Origin of the sequence: Dyadobacter sp. 32 (assembly GCF_902506755.1) — a bacterium.
Taxonomy (GTDB): Bacteria; Bacteroidota; Bacteroidia; order Cytophagales; family Spirosomataceae; genus Dyadobacter.
On record NZ_LR735258.1, the window covers coordinates 128,650 to 143,634 of the forward strand.

Here is a 14,985-nt window from a genome sequence, read left to right on the forward strand (position 1 = left end):
TACAAAATCTTATTCGACGGTTTGGATTTTGCCCTGGGGCCAATTTAGTCATCTCCTGCACGTAATCCCTTTAAGTTGATGATTTCCAAGGCTTGATTATTTCGCTTAATTATTATTCGGTCTCTCTCGGTTGTATCTACTTTTTGGATGTAATCTGCATTCTTGGGCAAATAAAGATTTGTCAACTGAGCATCCCGCATTCGGTAATTGGAAAAATTCCGGTCATTTTCCGTTAATATCAAGTTAGGCTTTGCGGGATAAAGAATGGTGTCTCCTGCCTGATACTCTTCAGTTATTTTTTTTGCAGCGGCATGAAACGGATTGGCCGGTCGGGGCGTGGCAAAATAACCATACTTCACTGATCTATCCTGGTAAAACTCATGAAGCCGCTCTCCCACAAAATAAAGCTGAATGGATAGAAACAGGAATAGCAGCGTTCTGAGGGTGGCAGGCAGCCTGGTGTAATACTGAAGAATCAGTGCTACTAAGATTATGACATAGGGAAACGAAAAACCAGAATAACGTTGCATGATACCGTAAGTATGGCCATTTTTAAAAGCCATCAGGATCAGAAACAGCGTCGGGATCAGAGACATCATGTACAAAAGCCATAAGCGAGGCTTTTGTTTTTCCGTTGCCTTCACATGCAGATCATAAAGAAAAGAAAGCGCCAAAATGCTTACAGAGAGAATGGAGAACTGGAATTTATGATTGCTGTAAAAAATAAAGCCCGGTATAAGCAAAAGATATGGTATGGCCTGAGTTAACAATTCGGGTAACTTCAGGTATTTACGTGTCCTGTACCAGATGATTAGCAATATGCCTATGGTAATGGCAAAAAGAACGTTCTTTTTCCCTTCCAGTGCATCTGTAAGTCCGTTGGTGAAAATAATAAGATCGGAAAATATGGGAAGCGACTTGAAGAAAACATTTTTCAGTGTTGCCGGGAGAATAACCCCGAATGCATCCGTAGCCTGCTTTTCTGCTACACTCCGGTACAGATCAGCCTGATCCTGCAGATTACTCAGCGTCCATCGCCCACCAGCGAAGAGCATCCACCATGTAACTCCCGACAAAGCCAAAACGGCGGAAACACCCATCTTAATCCATCCGCTGAGGGTTCTGAGATAAAAAAGTGCATAAATAGCGTGTGCCAGCAGTACCGTAATGGTCAGGAAATGTGATAGCAGACCCAGGCCGGCGGTAAGTATGTAGCCCGCGTATAGGTAAATTGTGCTTCTGCTATCCCGCTTATTTTCAATTATTCGTAAAAAATAGGAGGTTGCAAGCAAGGTGAGAAAAAACGTAAGCGAATAATTACGTGCCTGATGACTATATGCTATGAAGAAGGGTTCAATGGCTACAAGTGCTGCTGCAACAAGACCGGTATTTTCTGTAAAAAAGCGCCGCCCGAATAAATAGGTGGCTCCGATGATCAGCACACTAAAAACAACTGAAAAAAGTCGGGCAGAGAAATCGGATAAGCCGAAAATTTCCATCCAAAAGTGGAGCAGGAGATAGTAAAACGAACTATTTCCGATGTCGCTCCGGGCCATAGCGTTGTAATAATCCGCGAGTGTTTTGTCCGACCAGAACTCTTTTGGTGTAAACGTTGGTGCAAGATAAATTTCTTTTTGATCCGATCCGTCCAGAACCATGCCCTGACTTATAACCAGAGTACTTTTCTCATCGAAAAAAATACTATAAGTGTCCAGATGATATAAACGGAGGGCCGTACCTCCAAGAAGTATCAGCGTAAGTAAAAGGGTGTTTCGACTGAAAAATCCGGGCATTAATGCTTGTTATGTTAATGAATAGTGAGGCTGACTTTACGATCAGATCTTGTAATAGTGATATTCGGCCTTTCAGGAAGACCTTTCCCAGAACGACGAAGCAAAAATAATCAAATTTATGGTTTGGTAATTTTTAGATTTTAAGTATCGTAAATTCAACCCGACGGTTCTTTTGACGGTTTGATTCAGTCAGGTTACTCGCAATCGGTTTGGCGGGCCCCCATGCTTTGGTTTGGATCCTTCGGTTGTCAATGCCCTTTGAGACCAGATATTCCTTCACCCGTAGCACCCGATCCTCCGACAATTTTACATTTTTCTGCATATCGCCCTGATTGTCTGTATGTCCTTCAAGAAGTATCTCCATTGTGGGATATTCCTTCAGTGTATGGACAATGTGGTCAAGTTCAGGGAGGGATGCGGCTACCACATCGGCACTGCTTTGGGCAAACATGGTATTGCTGAGCCTGATTTGCTGACCGGCCTTGATGGGTTGCAGATAGAGGTTTTTCCTAATGTTCTTAAAACCGGTTTCCAGCGAAAGGTCAAGTTCTTCGGTAACAGGGAAATACCCGTCCTGCGATGCTGTAATGCGATAGATGTCTTTCAATGGGAGTATAAGCCGATATTCTCCGGTCTCCGGATCGTAGTTCACCTTTGTAAATACATCCCCATTTTTTTTGAGATCGGCAACAATGTCGGATCTGACAGGTTTGTTCCCCACGGCATCATAAATGGTTCCTGTTATGACTGCCACCGGATCGGGTTTCATTTCGGGGGTGAGCCGTATGCGGAAAATATCTTCGTTTCCGATGGCGTTTTCACTGGAGCTAAAATAGGCGAAGTCGCCGGAGGCCGGTATGTTGAAATAGCCGTCCCACTGCGGAGTGTTCACCGCCGGACCCAGATTTTGAGGTTTTGACCAGTTCACCCAGGTGTCATCCAGTCTTTTGGTTACAAAAAGATCCCCTTCGCCATAGCCGCTATGCCCCGAGGATGTGAAGTATAGCGTTTTGTTGTCCAGTGCCAGAAAGGGCGACCCTTCATAGGACGCTGTATTGATGACATTACCCATCCGGATCGGTTCGGACCAGGTATCGTCCTTTTTTATGAAAGACACATAGAGGTCCTTGTGCCCTTCTGTGTCCCTTCGCTGGACGGAGAGGATTAATACATTTCCATGAGGAGAGACCGCCAGCTCGGTGTGCTCGTGGTCATTGTAGTGGTTGGCAATCTTGTATTCTTTTGGAAAGCTCCATCCGTTTTTTGTGTAAAATGATCGAGAAAGTCCATTCACCATAGTTCCGTCAGGGTTGTAGACGTTGATCAGATAAATGGTTTTCCCATCGGATGAGATACTAGTAATGGCATTATCTCCTGCATTGTTGACGGGAGGGCCAATATTGACGGGTTGTTTCCAGGTATTGTTGGGGTTGAGGGTCGAAAGCCATACATCCTGTTTGGCTGGAGATCCTATATTTCCCGGGAAGTTGCTGCGTGTGAAATAAAGCGTTTTGCCATCAGGGGAAATGATTGGGGCAAGCTCCTGGCCTGTACTATTCACCGTTTTTCCAAGGTTCTCTTTCTTTACATCTTTGGGCAGATTTTCAGCGAGGTTAATTTTGGCTTCAATAGGCGCGGCACTGGATGAAATTCCGATCGCATCGATCTGGTTGAAACCCGAAACCCGGGAGGGCTGTAAAACAATCTTGATAGCATTGGCCATAATTCCCTCTTGTTTAGGGAAAACGCGCATCATTCTTCCGCGTACCGTAAGCGGCGCAGCAGATTCATCAAGCAGGAGGTGTTCCTTTCCGGATTCGGTGTAGGCAAATACTTTATAGACTGCGCCGGGGTTATAGTTTTCTGCTATTGCCACTTGCTTCAGACTGATCGGCTTGTCAAAACCCACCTTGATCCACTCTTCATTTTTTCCATTTGCTTCTGCCGGTGACCATGCACAGGGACTGTTGCCGAAATCGGGTAGTTTGCTCGGTTCGCCAAGAATTTGCTTGGCACGGAACGCCTGCCCGTATCGGCCGGGGCGGTATTCCGACGAATAACCCAGGATTTTGGATGCCCATTGCAGCTCCTGCGAAAACGCTGGTTTCGTTATCAATAAAAATAAAACACCGTAAATTATTCTGTAATAAAAGCTCATCCCCAACATACGTACATTTTCACTACAACAAAGCTTGTAAAAATACTAATTCACAGCGAAGTGGCTAACATAAATTGTCTTTTGTATTTTTAATCTTCGTTTTTTGTACCGATCAGCAATATCCAATCCCAGCTCGACTGAGTGTTTGGAGGAACGATCAGCGCGTCGCTGCTTGCTTTAAATTCCCCGCCTGCCCACCTCTTTCCTGTTCGGGGGCTGTACCAAACCGCCACCATGTCATCTCCGTGCAGTTGGGTCAGATCCAGGCGGATTGATCTGGACGAAGGTATATAGAGCATCGCCATTCGTTTGTTGGATAAGAAAAACGCGCTTATTTCTGCCCTGTCCAGCGAGTCGGGTAGCAAGGAGATCTGCTCATCCGGTTGCATCAGTTCCCAGGGTAGCCGATTGAGTACGCGAGAGAAATGTGCAAGATACTCCGCTCCATCCTGCTTGATATTCACTTTCCAGGTGGGGAAGAAATTTTTGATCGTACTGGAATGGCAAAAGCCGGCACTTGCACTGAGTACGGACCGATACGCTTGATTCCTAATGATGGAGGACTGATCGGTGATTTCTTTTGGGAGCTCCATATTGGCCACTACAAATGGCTTCTTATAATTACGACCCAAGCTTTTTTGCCAGGCCGAGAGCGCCTCGTATTCGCTTACCGAAACAGTACTATCCGGAACTATAAATTTCAGGTCGGAAGGGCCAGTGGAATCGGCATCGCCCATGGGTGAACAGGAAGAAAATGCGGCAATCAACTGACCTTTGGAATGCACCCTTATGCCATCTGTTAAGGACTTATAGATAAATGAGTTTTGATTTTCTTCCTCCCCAACCACCCAGATCACATTGGGGTACTTTGCAAAGCTTTTGCTCACAAAGGCTCCGTAACTACGGCAGTTTTCTTCACCCTGCGCCTCAAAGATGGAGTTCCAGCTTTTCCTTGATACGATAATGCCAACAACCATATCGCGGTCATAGGCGCCTTTGATGATTTTTCCGAGGTAGTCGAAATACCCCTGATCCGGTTTGGTAAGGTTGTTGTCGTCACCAAAGGGACTTCTGTTGTGAATGTTCCTGTGGCTGGCCTGAGCGGGTAGCAAATGAATTAAGATGGTATTGATCGCCTGCGATTTGCGAATATTTAAATACTGGATCGCATCCGGCTCATTAAGTTTGCGGAGTAATTGCCACGCAGCATCAGCTACAACCAAAAAAGGTGACCCATCCTGAAAGGTAAGATGTCTGCCATTTGGACTGACTTTGAGTGGATATTTCGCAACCGGAATGTCATAAGCCCACGACCTGGATCCTGCACATACCACAAACAGAAATACAAAAGCCGCTACACAAAAACGGGTCATAGATTTCGGAAGGATTTCAAGCCCGAGATCGTCTGCAAAGGATTGGCGGAACCGAATACAAAGCTTCCGGCAACAAGAATATCGGCACCCTGATTGACCAACAGTGGCGAATTATGGCTGTTAACGCCACCATCCACCTCTATCTTGAAGTCGGCGTTTGCCTCTTTGCGCATATGCCGGAGTCGCGAAACTTTATGATAAGTGTTTTCAATGAATTTTTGACCACCAAATCCCGGATTTACCGACATGATGAGCACGAGTGAAACATCATGGAGGATTTCGGAAAGAACCTCCACAGGTGTATGCGGATTAAGAGCCACTCCCGGAAGCGCCCCAAGCTCTTTGATATGCTGAATGGTGCGATGGAGATGTGGACAAGCTTCATAATGGACGGTGAGGATAGCTGCACCGGCTTGGCGGAAAGCCTCAAGGTAGCGATCGGGCTGTTCGATCATTAAATGCACGTCCAAAGGTTTATGGGCATGCCTGTTGATCGATTCGCAGACCGGAATGCCAAAAGATATATTGGGAACAAACATCCCATCCATGATATCTACGTGAATGTAGTCTGCCTCACTTTCATTTAACATTTCGATATCTCGCTGCAAATTGGCAAAGTCCGCGGCAAGTATTGATGGGGCAATTTCAACCATTATTTTAAAAAAGAATAAACTGTAAATTTGAACGAAATTAGTAATAATTCGCCGATCTGGCAGTCTTCTTTTAGGAATAGGCTCACGCCAGCTGGGAATTGGAAAGCAACATTACGGAAATAAACTTTTATCAGACTTAAAGCCGCCAATATCATGAACCCTGAACTGCAAATCCGGGAGTTATCAGAGAAGCTGGAGTATTACAACAAGCGCTATTATCAGGACAATGTGTCAGAAATTTCTGATTTTGACTTTGATCAGATGATGAAGAAGCTTCAGGAACTGGAAAAACTTCATCCAGAGTTGAGGCAAATCGATTCGCCAACACAGCGGGTAGGGGGGGCGGTCACCAAGAATTTCAATACCATAACCCACCGCTATCCGATGCTTTCCCTGGATAATACTTACAATGAACAGGAGTTACGGCTATTTGATGAGCGCGTGAGGAAAGGGCTGGACGGGGAAGAGTACGAGTATATTTGTGAGCTAAAATTTGATGGTATTTCTTTGAGTTTCACGTATGAAAACGGCGTTTTGGTAAGAGGCGTTACCAGGGGAGACGGTACCCGCGGGGATGAAATCACCAACAACGTAAAAACCATCAGATCGCTTCCCTTGCGTGTTAGCTCCGGAGAATCCATTCCACCCGTTTTTGAGGTTCGGGGAGAAGGTTTTATGCCTTTCAGTTCTTTTCAAAGGTTGAACGATGAAATGGAAACACTCGGGGAAAATCAGTATGCCAATCCAAGAAACGCCGCTTCGGGATCCTTCAAGTTACAGGATTCGGCTGAAACAGCTCGCCGTACATTAGACTGCTATTTGTACAGTTTTTTGAGCGACCAAACGGTTTTCGAAAGTCATGAGGAGAGTCTGCTCGCACTTAAAGCCTGGGGTTTCAATGTTTCTCCTGGTTGGAAAAAGGTGCAGAGCATTGACCAAGTTATTGAATATATTCATGAATGGGAGGAAAAACGTGCCACCCTGCCACTGGCTACGGACGGCATTGTAATCAAGGTAAATTCTCTGGAGCAGCAGCGGGAGCTGGGTTTTACGGCCAAAAGTCCCCGCTGGGCCATTTCATTCAAATACAAAGCAGAAAATAAACCCGCTATTCTTCGGTCGGTACACTATCAGGTGGGGCGAACCGGGGCGGTGACACCCGTAGCAAATCTTTGTGCGGAAAGCGAGCGAACGCTGCCTTACAATAAGGTGAAGGGTGTGCATCTTTCCGGGACCAACGTGAAGCGCGCTACGCTACATAATGCCAATGAGCTGGAACGACTTGGTCTGCAATTGGGAGATACTGTTTTTGTAGAAAAAAGTGGAGAGATCATTCCCAAAATAACGGGAGTCGATGTTTCGAAGCGTGGACTTTTTCAAACGGAGCCCATTGAATTTCCTAAGAACTGCCCGGAATGTGGATCTGAACTGATGCGAAATGAAGGAGAGGTAGCTTTTTTCTGCCCAAACGACAGCGAGTGCCCACCACAATTAAAGGGGCGGATAGAGCACTTTATCCACCGGAAGGCCATGAATATCGATAGTCTTGGTGAAGGTAAAATAGAACTGCTCTTTGATCAGAAACTGGTGCGAACTCCGGCAGACCTTTACGATCTGAGCCACGATCGCCTGCTGGGCCTTGAAAAAAGTATCCTGAATGAAGAAACCGGTAAATTTAAAAAGATTAGTTTTCGGGAGAAGACGGTGGACAACATTCTGAAAGGACTGGAATTATCCAGGTCTGCGCCGTTCAAAAACGTATTGTTCGGGTTGGGGATCCGATTTGTAGGTGCCACCGTCGCGGATAAGCTTGCGGCCTATTTTAAAAGTATTGATAACCTACGGAAAGCCACTTATGAAGAACTGGTGGCCGTGCCTGAAATCGGGGGGCGTATTGCGCAGAGCGTGATTGACTATTTTGCACAGCCCGGCAATCAACACATGGTGGATAAGCTGGAACGTGCAGGTCTGCAGATGGCCACAGATGAGAAGCCGGTTGTGATGGAAAGTAATGTGCTGGAAGGCAAAACTTTCGTGATTTCAGGTGTTTTTGAAAATTTTGACCGTGACGAATTAAAGGAGAAGATTGAAGCCAATGGGGGCAGAATGCTCAGCGGCGTGTCGGGTAAGCTTAATTATTTGCTCGCGGGAGCCAACATGGGGCCATCAAAGCTGGAAAAGGCCAGGAAGCTTGGTGTAACGATTATTTCCGAGGAGGAGTTTCTGTTGATGATTGAAGAATAGTGAGAATCCGATAGCCGGACATTTCTGTCGGCTATCGGATTTTGTTGGGTGCAAGGGCCCTAATTGTGCATTGAGAACCTTTCCATTGCTTCCTCCTTTGAAGAGACGAAATGGACATGGCCACTTCTGTTACTTTCAAAAATAAAATCCTGGATGGCCCCCTGATGCTTTTCAAAATTTCCAATAACGGCTAAACCCATTCGATAGTTGGAAAACTTTTGTAGTATGTCGCCCGCAATGCCGGTTTTCAGATTGAAGAAATCCGGCGTGATGTTTTTTTCATCAAGGATAATTTTATCGAAACCCTGGTAGTAAAGATTGCCCAACAAATCCAGTCCGTCTTCGGCAGCCGCAATTACAATATCTTCGGACGCGATGACGGCAATTTGAAGACCGTCTATTTTTTCTGTTTCTATTTTCATCGCTTTTCTGATTGATTTCCGGACGGCCAGTTAAGATGACGCAATTAATTATTTGAACTTCAATTGCGTTACCTTCATGATCATAACCTGCATGATGCGCCTGTCTCACAAATTTAGCAGAAAAGTTTCGTGTAGTTCTTTGGTGGGGATAAGCAGAGGTTATCTGCGAAAGCGAATTGTTCGGGCAGTAATCAGGATTTGCTGCTTTTTCTAAAGCTTGCCGGAGACATTCCTGTGATTTTGCCAAACATTCTGATAAAATACTTGTAGTCGTCGTAACCCAATTGAAAGGCAACTTCTTTTACACTTTTGTCGGTATAAAACAACAGTCTTTGCGCCTCCCTGAAAATCTCCTGCTGTATAAGCCAGGTGGCGTGAAATCCCGTTGTGGACTTTACAGTGTCGTTCAGGTAGCTTACTGTCAGTGCCATTTTCGAAGCATAGTCAGCTGGTTTTTTCAGTTTGGGAAAATGCTCTTTCACCAGTTGACGGAACTGCCTTGTGATTTCAATACTGCGTGTAGAGTAGTTTCGGCTCCGCACATCTTCCTGGGTTTGAAAAATAGCCGCGGATTTATAAAAAAAGGAGTTTAACAGTGTTTGGATAAGCGCCTGTGCAAAATGAGCTTCTTTTTCCTCGTGAACAGATGAGTAAATTAATTGCAAAATACCTGAGAACCATTTTTTTTCAGTATCGCCCAAATTCAGCAAGGCCACTTTTGTAAAGGAATTCTCGATGATCATGCGTGAATCCTGGTCGATAAAACTGGCATTAAAGGCCAGTCCCCAGCCTGTAATATCTTTTGCATAACCCAATTTATGAACCTGTCCCGGGCTGGAAATTAAAAGGGAAGGCCGACGGATCTCAACAGGCTGAAAATCAACGCTGAAATTCAGCTCTCCGCTTTCGATAAAAAAGCAAACGTAGTGGTCATGACGGTGTGGCGCATGTATTTTGGTCTTGATGCGTTCCAGTTCCGGATGATTAGACCAGGGGTTGATCCATATTCCCGAAAAACTTTCCTCCAACTGCAATAATTCTATATTTGCTTTTGCCATTTGTTTTTTGTTTTCATGACCAGAACCCGTGTGCATAAATTTTGGCACGTAGTCCGGGCATTGCTCTTAGTTGTTTCCGCAAGCCCGTCACCATGGGTATGTTTCCTGCAATATAAACAGAAGTATAGCTATTTATATCCCTTTGCCCGCACCACGACAGAAGTGCGTTCAACGAAGCGGATTCGGGATGCATAATCCATTCAAAATCGGGATTTTCTATTTTAAGGGAAATGGGTATCTGGTAGGGATCATGCAAAAAAATACCTGCCTCAATGGGATTTACGCTGCGGTCGGTCAATTGCTTTAATGCCAGAAAATGCCCAAGCGCACTGCCGTCTCCCAAGCACAGCACAGATCCTTCCTGTGCAGGTAACTGGGCGGCATGTGCAGCGCCAAAAAGCAATTGATCACCTGATTTCAATTGCTTCACCCATCGTCCTCCTGCTCCGTTATGCCCGGCTTCGATGTACATCGTACACATATGTGTCTGCGGGTTCCAGGATGCAGGCGTATAATCCCGGTATTGCAGGTCGTCCACTTTACATTTTAACCGCTTGATGCTGTCCCACTTTTCCATGTTGATTGTGGGAAGGTACACATCTACTTCGTACATCGTAGCAGGTTGCCAGGCTCTGACGTCCGCAACGGTGGCAGACGTCAACATCTTCTCCAGGAGTCCTGATACTGCCTTTTTTAGAATATTTGCCATTTTTTTAATTTTTGTCGGACAAAAGTATTGAACATGGATTGGCGTTTTGTCCTACGAATGGCAGGATTAGGTGGACGAATGGCGGTTTATTGTCGTCCAATTTTAGTTGGAACGCCCAGCCAGTATGCGTTGCCGGAAGTAAACTAACTTTCTCTCTACTCATTTACTGCCTGTGTCTCACTATTATTTCCGGAATACTTCCTTACCTTTGCGCTTCGAAATTTTACCAATTATATCAGTATATAATGCCATTGGACGAACGTTTCAAAGGAGTAGGTGCCGCTCTCATCACCCCCTTTGATGAACAGAATGAAATAGATTATCCAGGTCTGAAAAGATTGATTGATCTGGTTACGGAGGGGGAAGTGGATTACCTTGTGGTGCAGGGGACTACGGGTGAGTCGCCAACAGTTTCCTCAAAGGAAAAGCTTGATATCCTGGCATTTACAATTCAGAACAATTACAAGTCACTACCCATTGTTTATGGGCTTGGTGGTAATAACACCAAAGCCATACTGGATACAATCAGTAGTATGGACTTTACTGGCGTGGACGCGATTTTATCCGTGTGCCCTTATTACAATAAACCCACCCAGGCAGGAATCATCGCACATTTTACAGCGATTGCCGATGCCTCGCCCGTCCCGGTGTTACTATATAACGTACCTGGTCGCACGGTTACGAACATGAATGCGGACACCATCATTACTTTGGCTGCGCATCGCAACATCATTGGTATCAAAGATGCGGGTGGAAGTATCGAGCAAAGCATGGATCTGGCTCTGCGGGCTCCGAAGGATTTTATTCTGCTTTCCGGCGATGACAACCTGGTCACTACGATGGTAAGTGTAGGCTGGCATGGGGTTATTTCAGTGATTGCCAATGCCTTTCCGAAAGAATTTACGGATCTTACCTGGCATGCGCTGGAAGGAAGGTTTAAAGAGGCTGCCAGGTTGCAACTGGCATTTCTCGAATTTGATACTTTACTGTACATAGAATCGAATCCAGTTGGGATCAAAAAATGTCTTGAAATCAAGGGTATCTGTAGTGCAGATGTTCGGTTGCCGTTATTAAGGGCATCCGAAGGGCTGGGAGAGAAGCTGCACGCCGCCATGATTCGTGAGGGGTTTATTTAAGAAGTACGATTTTATTCTGATATCAGGCATCATAGGATTACCCAATCCTGTGATGTTTTTGTTTAGATGTAAATGCGTTTAACAAGTTACAGCCAATGATCACATTTTATCCCGGGCCTTCCAAGGTATATCCGCAAATTGAGCTCTATCTGTCGGATGCTTATCATTCCGGAATTTTGAGTGTCAATCATCGGAGTGAGGCATTTATGAAGATGCTGGAAGGGACCATTGGTAGCTTAAAGCGAAAACTGGATATACCCGCTGGATACGAAGTGTATTTTGTTTCGTCTGCCACCGAGTGCTGGGAGATTATTTCTCAGTCGCTTGTTTCAAATGCAAGTTGTCACATCTACAACGGAGCTTTCGGAGCCAAATGGATGGAGTATGCTCAGAAACTGAACCCGGATTCACACGGTATTTCATTTGATCTGAATGAAGCGCCCGGTGTGGAGCTACTCGCCGGGATGAGGATGGAAGATGATGTGATTTGTATTACGCACAATGAAACCTCCAACGGTACGGCATTGCCGGTCTCTTTTATTAAAGACCTGAGGCGCAATACAGAAAAGGTGATTGCGGTAGATGCCACATCTTCCATGGCTGGTATAGCGTTACCCTGGCTCGACGCGGACGTCTGGTATGCGTCCGTGCAAAAGTGTTTTGGACTGCCGGCGGGACTCGGAGTTATGGTGGTGTCGCCAAAGGCAATTTCAAAAGCAAGCGAGTACAACGAGCAGCAGCATTATAACAGCCTGCTTTTTACAAGGGACAATTTTCTGAAATTTCAGACACCCTATACGCCTAATACCCTGGCTATCTACCTGCTGGGGCGTGTGATGGAACAGGTGCAGCCAATAGAAACCCTTTCAAGGGAAATTGGCAGGCGCGCGGATGAAATGTATGCTTTGCTGGAAACACTCGGGTATCCGCTACTGGTACACAATGAGAAAGTAAGATCGGAGACGGTGATTGCAGTGAAAATGGAGCCCACCAGTCTGGCGGCGATTAAACTAAAGGCGAAACAACAAAATATTGTACTGGGCAATGGATACGGAAATTGGAAAGAGGGAACTTTTAGGGTTGCGAATTTTCCGGCAATCAGTTCGGATGATATTTCGGTGCTGAAGCATTTTTTAGCGGATTTTGAATCCGTCTCCTGAATGAGTAGTAATAAACACAATCTGTTTTTATTAGAAAGTCCGTGTACGATGCCTCAGGACTGAAATAAGTACAGATGGACTACTTAACCGCAAATTTTAATTAACTCCTCACAAATTACTTGTGCGATTAGATATTTTACAACAATATGAGAGCCAGACCAAATGTCTGGTAGCCCTTGATTCTATCATCTTTGGATTTGACGGTGACGAATTAAAGCTTTTGCTTGTCAAAAGGGGAATTGAAGAAGAACGTCATACCTGGTCGCTGATGGGCGGATGGGTACAACCTGAGGAAAGTCTTGAGGAGGCGTCGAATCGTATCCTTTTTGAGCTGACCAACCTGAAAGATATATACCTTGAACAACTGTACACGTTTGGGAATCCGGGCAGGGATCCGGTGGAGAGAACCGTGTCGGTTGCCTACTTCGCGCTGATTAATGTGGAAGACTACGACAGTAAAATTTCCAAAAATTTTGAAGCGCAGTGGTTTTCCATGCAGGAATTGCCCCCACTTCTCTTCGATCATGGTTCAATGGTAACCATGGCCATAGAACATTTGCGCTATAAGGCCTCACAGCATCCGATCGGGTTTGAGTTGCTACCCGAAAAATTCACAATTCCTCAATTGCAAAAGCTTTATGAGGCTATTTTCGGAACAGAACTTGATAAAAGAAATTTCAGTAGAAAACTGTTATCCACCCATTTGCTGGTAAAACTGGACGAAAAGCAGAAGGGTTATTCTAAAAAGGGTGCATTCTATTATCGTATTGATGAAGACAAATACAAAAAGCAGTTCAATACTTTTCTGAATTTCTTTACCGGCTGATTTTACAAAACAGGAATACAGATAGAATCTTTCTGGCACTGGCCAGCATCGCAATTCGGCAAAGAAAGGTTTGTGTAAACACAAGCTTTTGTTCAACTTTGCGGCACAATCGCCCAAGTTGCGTCCCGATGTTGAATTTCAAAGAAATAGTATCCGTCACCCTTATCCTGTTTTCAGTCATTGACGTACTGGGATCCATTCCTGTGATCGTAGACTTCAGGAAAAGATTGGGGCATATCGAATCCGGCAAGGCTACGCTTGTAGCTGGTGGTATCATGATCGTTTTTCTTTTTTTGGGAGAACGCCTTTTGAGCCTTTTCGGAGTAGATGTAGCATCCTTTGCTGTGGCAGGCGCTATAATACTTTTCCTGCTCGGTCTGGAAATGATTCTTGGTAGAAATTTTTTCAAACATGAAACCATGGATGTTACCTCCGCCTCCATTGTTCCCATCGCTTTTCCCATCATTGCGGGTGCCGGGACCATGACCACGCTGCTGGCTTTAAGATCGGCTTACGAAATACAGAATATTCTGGTAGGCGTGCTTCTGAATCTGTTGTTTGTGTTTCTTGTGCTTAAATCATCCAGCTGGATCGGAAACAAGCTGGGAAGCGGTGGGATCGAAATTCTGCGTAAAGTGTTCGGAATCATTCTTTTGGCCATAGCCATAAAACTGTTTAAGACCAATCTGGTAATCTGAGAGATTTTAGCTGATGGCTTTCTTTTTGCGCTGATCGAATTTCTAAACTAATTGTGAATGTATTGGGCAGCGTATTTTACAATTGCCTTTTTATTTTTTATTCATTTATTTCTAAACGACTGAACTTCAAATCAACAAAAAATATTACCCTAAAAGCTAAAAGCTAAAAGCTAAAAGCTAAAAGCTAAAAGCTAAAAGCTAAAAGCTAAAAGCTAAAAGCTAATCGTTCAAATATTATCATCATTACCACCAATGCAACAACCAGACAGCCTGAACCAGGTCGCAGAATTTCATCGCACATTTAAGCACCCCATACTGGATGCACCCGCGCTACCTTCCGAAGAACGGAGCAGATTAAGGGTAGCCCTGCTTGCCGAAGAATTGAAAGAGCTCGAAGTAGCTATTCTTGAAAAAGATCTTGTCGAAGTGGCTGATGCCCTTTGTGACCTTCAATATGTACTTTCGGGTGCGATACTCGAATTTGGCCTGGGCGAAAAATTTAAGACATTGTTCGATGAAGTGCAGCGATCCAACATGTCGAAGGCATGTAATAGTGTAGAAGAAGCCGAGGCAACCGTATCGCATTATCAGGCGAAGGGGACTGAATGCTACTTTAAAGAAGACGGTGGTAAATATTTGGTTTACCGTACCGCTGATGATAAAACTTTAAAAAGTATCAATTATTCTCCTGCTGACCTTTCCGGAATTTTGGGTTAAGGCGGTGTGCCCCGGTGTTTATTTTGCAATCAGAAATT

13 protein-coding genes are annotated in these 14,985 nt (G+C 44.9%); 6 read left to right on the forward strand and 7 right to left on the reverse strand.

Going from position 1 to position 14,985, the window contains the following annotated elements; all coding sequences use genetic code 11:
- Positions 1 to 44 precede the first annotated feature (44 nt).
- The 4 genes from DYADSP32_RS00480 to rpe form a co-directional block, all read right to left on the reverse strand.
- The gene (locus DYADSP32_RS00480) at positions 45 to 1,793 is read right to left on the reverse strand and encodes a glycosyltransferase family 39 protein (RefSeq protein WP_149244534.1); all 1,749 of its coding nucleotides are present in this window, start codon (positions 1,791 to 1,793) and stop codon (positions 45 to 47) included.
- A 133-nt stretch (positions 1,794 to 1,926) separates the two neighbouring features.
- The gene (locus DYADSP32_RS00485) at positions 1,927 to 3,909 is read right to left on the reverse strand and encodes an OmpA family protein (protein ID WP_414617394.1); all 1,983 of its coding nucleotides are present in this window, start codon (positions 3,907 to 3,909) and stop codon (positions 1,927 to 1,929) included.
- A gap of 131 nt (positions 3,910 to 4,040) precedes the next feature.
- Complete coding sequence (locus DYADSP32_RS00490; protein ID WP_149244532.1) at positions 4,041 to 5,324, reverse strand: DUF4038 domain-containing protein; 1,284 nt, start codon at positions 5,322 to 5,324, stop codon at positions 4,041 to 4,043.
- Entirely contained in the window at positions 5,321 to 5,977 is a 657-nt protein-coding gene (gene rpe, locus DYADSP32_RS00495; protein WP_149244531.1) for a ribulose-phosphate 3-epimerase, read from the reverse strand. Before rpe ends, DYADSP32_RS00490 begins: the two co-directional genes overlap by 4 nt.
- A gap of 153 nt (positions 5,978 to 6,130) precedes the next feature.
- On the opposite strand from rpe, the gene ligA reads away from it, so the two are divergent.
- Positions 6,131 to 8,221, forward strand: a complete 2,091-nt coding sequence (ligA, locus tag DYADSP32_RS00500; RefSeq protein WP_149244530.1) for an NAD-dependent DNA ligase LigA — start codon at positions 6,131 to 6,133, stop codon at positions 8,219 to 8,221.
- Positions 8,222 to 8,280: 59 nt separating this feature from the next.
- On the opposite strand, the gene DYADSP32_RS00505 is transcribed toward ligA, so the two are convergent.
- The 3 genes from DYADSP32_RS00505 to DYADSP32_RS00515 all read right to left on the reverse strand — a co-directional run bounded on the left by DYADSP32_RS00505 (position 8,281) and on the right by DYADSP32_RS00515 (position 10,410).
- The gene (locus DYADSP32_RS00505) at positions 8,281 to 8,643 is read right to left on the reverse strand and encodes a DUF4180 domain-containing protein (protein ID WP_149244529.1); all 363 of its coding nucleotides are present in this window, start codon (positions 8,641 to 8,643) and stop codon (positions 8,281 to 8,283) included.
- A gap of 191 nt (positions 8,644 to 8,834) precedes the next feature.
- Positions 8,835 to 9,701 carry an AraC family transcriptional regulator gene (locus DYADSP32_RS00510; RefSeq protein ID WP_414617395.1) on the reverse strand — a complete coding sequence of 289 codons (867 nt, stop codon included), beginning with the start codon at positions 9,699 to 9,701 and terminating at the stop codon, positions 8,835 to 8,837.
- A gap of 13 nt (positions 9,702 to 9,714) precedes the next feature.
- The gene (locus DYADSP32_RS00515) at positions 9,715 to 10,410 is read right to left on the reverse strand and encodes a siderophore-interacting protein (protein ID WP_149244527.1); all 696 of its coding nucleotides are present in this window, start codon (positions 10,408 to 10,410) and stop codon (positions 9,715 to 9,717) included.
- A gap of 245 nt (positions 10,411 to 10,655) precedes the next feature.
- On the opposite strand from DYADSP32_RS00515, the gene dapA reads away from it, so the two are divergent.
- From dapA to DYADSP32_RS00540, 5 genes are all read left to right on the forward strand, one after another.
- A complete protein-coding gene (gene dapA, locus DYADSP32_RS00520) occupies positions 10,656 to 11,546 on the forward strand; it encodes a 4-hydroxy-tetrahydrodipicolinate synthase (protein WP_149244526.1) in 891 nt (296 codons plus the stop codon).
- A gap of 95 nt (positions 11,547 to 11,641) precedes the next feature.
- Positions 11,642 to 12,706 carry a pyridoxal-phosphate-dependent aminotransferase family protein gene (locus tag DYADSP32_RS00525; protein WP_149244525.1) on the forward strand — a complete coding sequence of 355 codons (1,065 nt, stop codon included), beginning with the start codon at positions 11,642 to 11,644 and terminating at the stop codon, positions 12,704 to 12,706.
- Between the two features lie 121 nt (positions 12,707 to 12,827).
- Entirely contained in the window at positions 12,828 to 13,532 is a 705-nt protein-coding gene (locus DYADSP32_RS00530) for an NUDIX hydrolase (RefSeq protein WP_149244524.1), read from the forward strand.
- A 128-nt stretch (positions 13,533 to 13,660) separates the two neighbouring features.
- Positions 13,661 to 14,230, forward strand: a complete 570-nt coding sequence (locus DYADSP32_RS00535; RefSeq protein WP_149244523.1) for a MarC family protein — start codon at positions 13,661 to 13,663, stop codon at positions 14,228 to 14,230.
- A gap of 252 nt (positions 14,231 to 14,482) precedes the next feature.
- The gene (locus DYADSP32_RS00540) at positions 14,483 to 14,947 is read left to right on the forward strand and encodes a nucleoside triphosphate pyrophosphohydrolase family protein (protein ID WP_149244522.1); all 465 of its coding nucleotides are present in this window, start codon (positions 14,483 to 14,485) and stop codon (positions 14,945 to 14,947) included.
- Positions 14,948 to 14,985 lie beyond the last annotated feature (38 nt).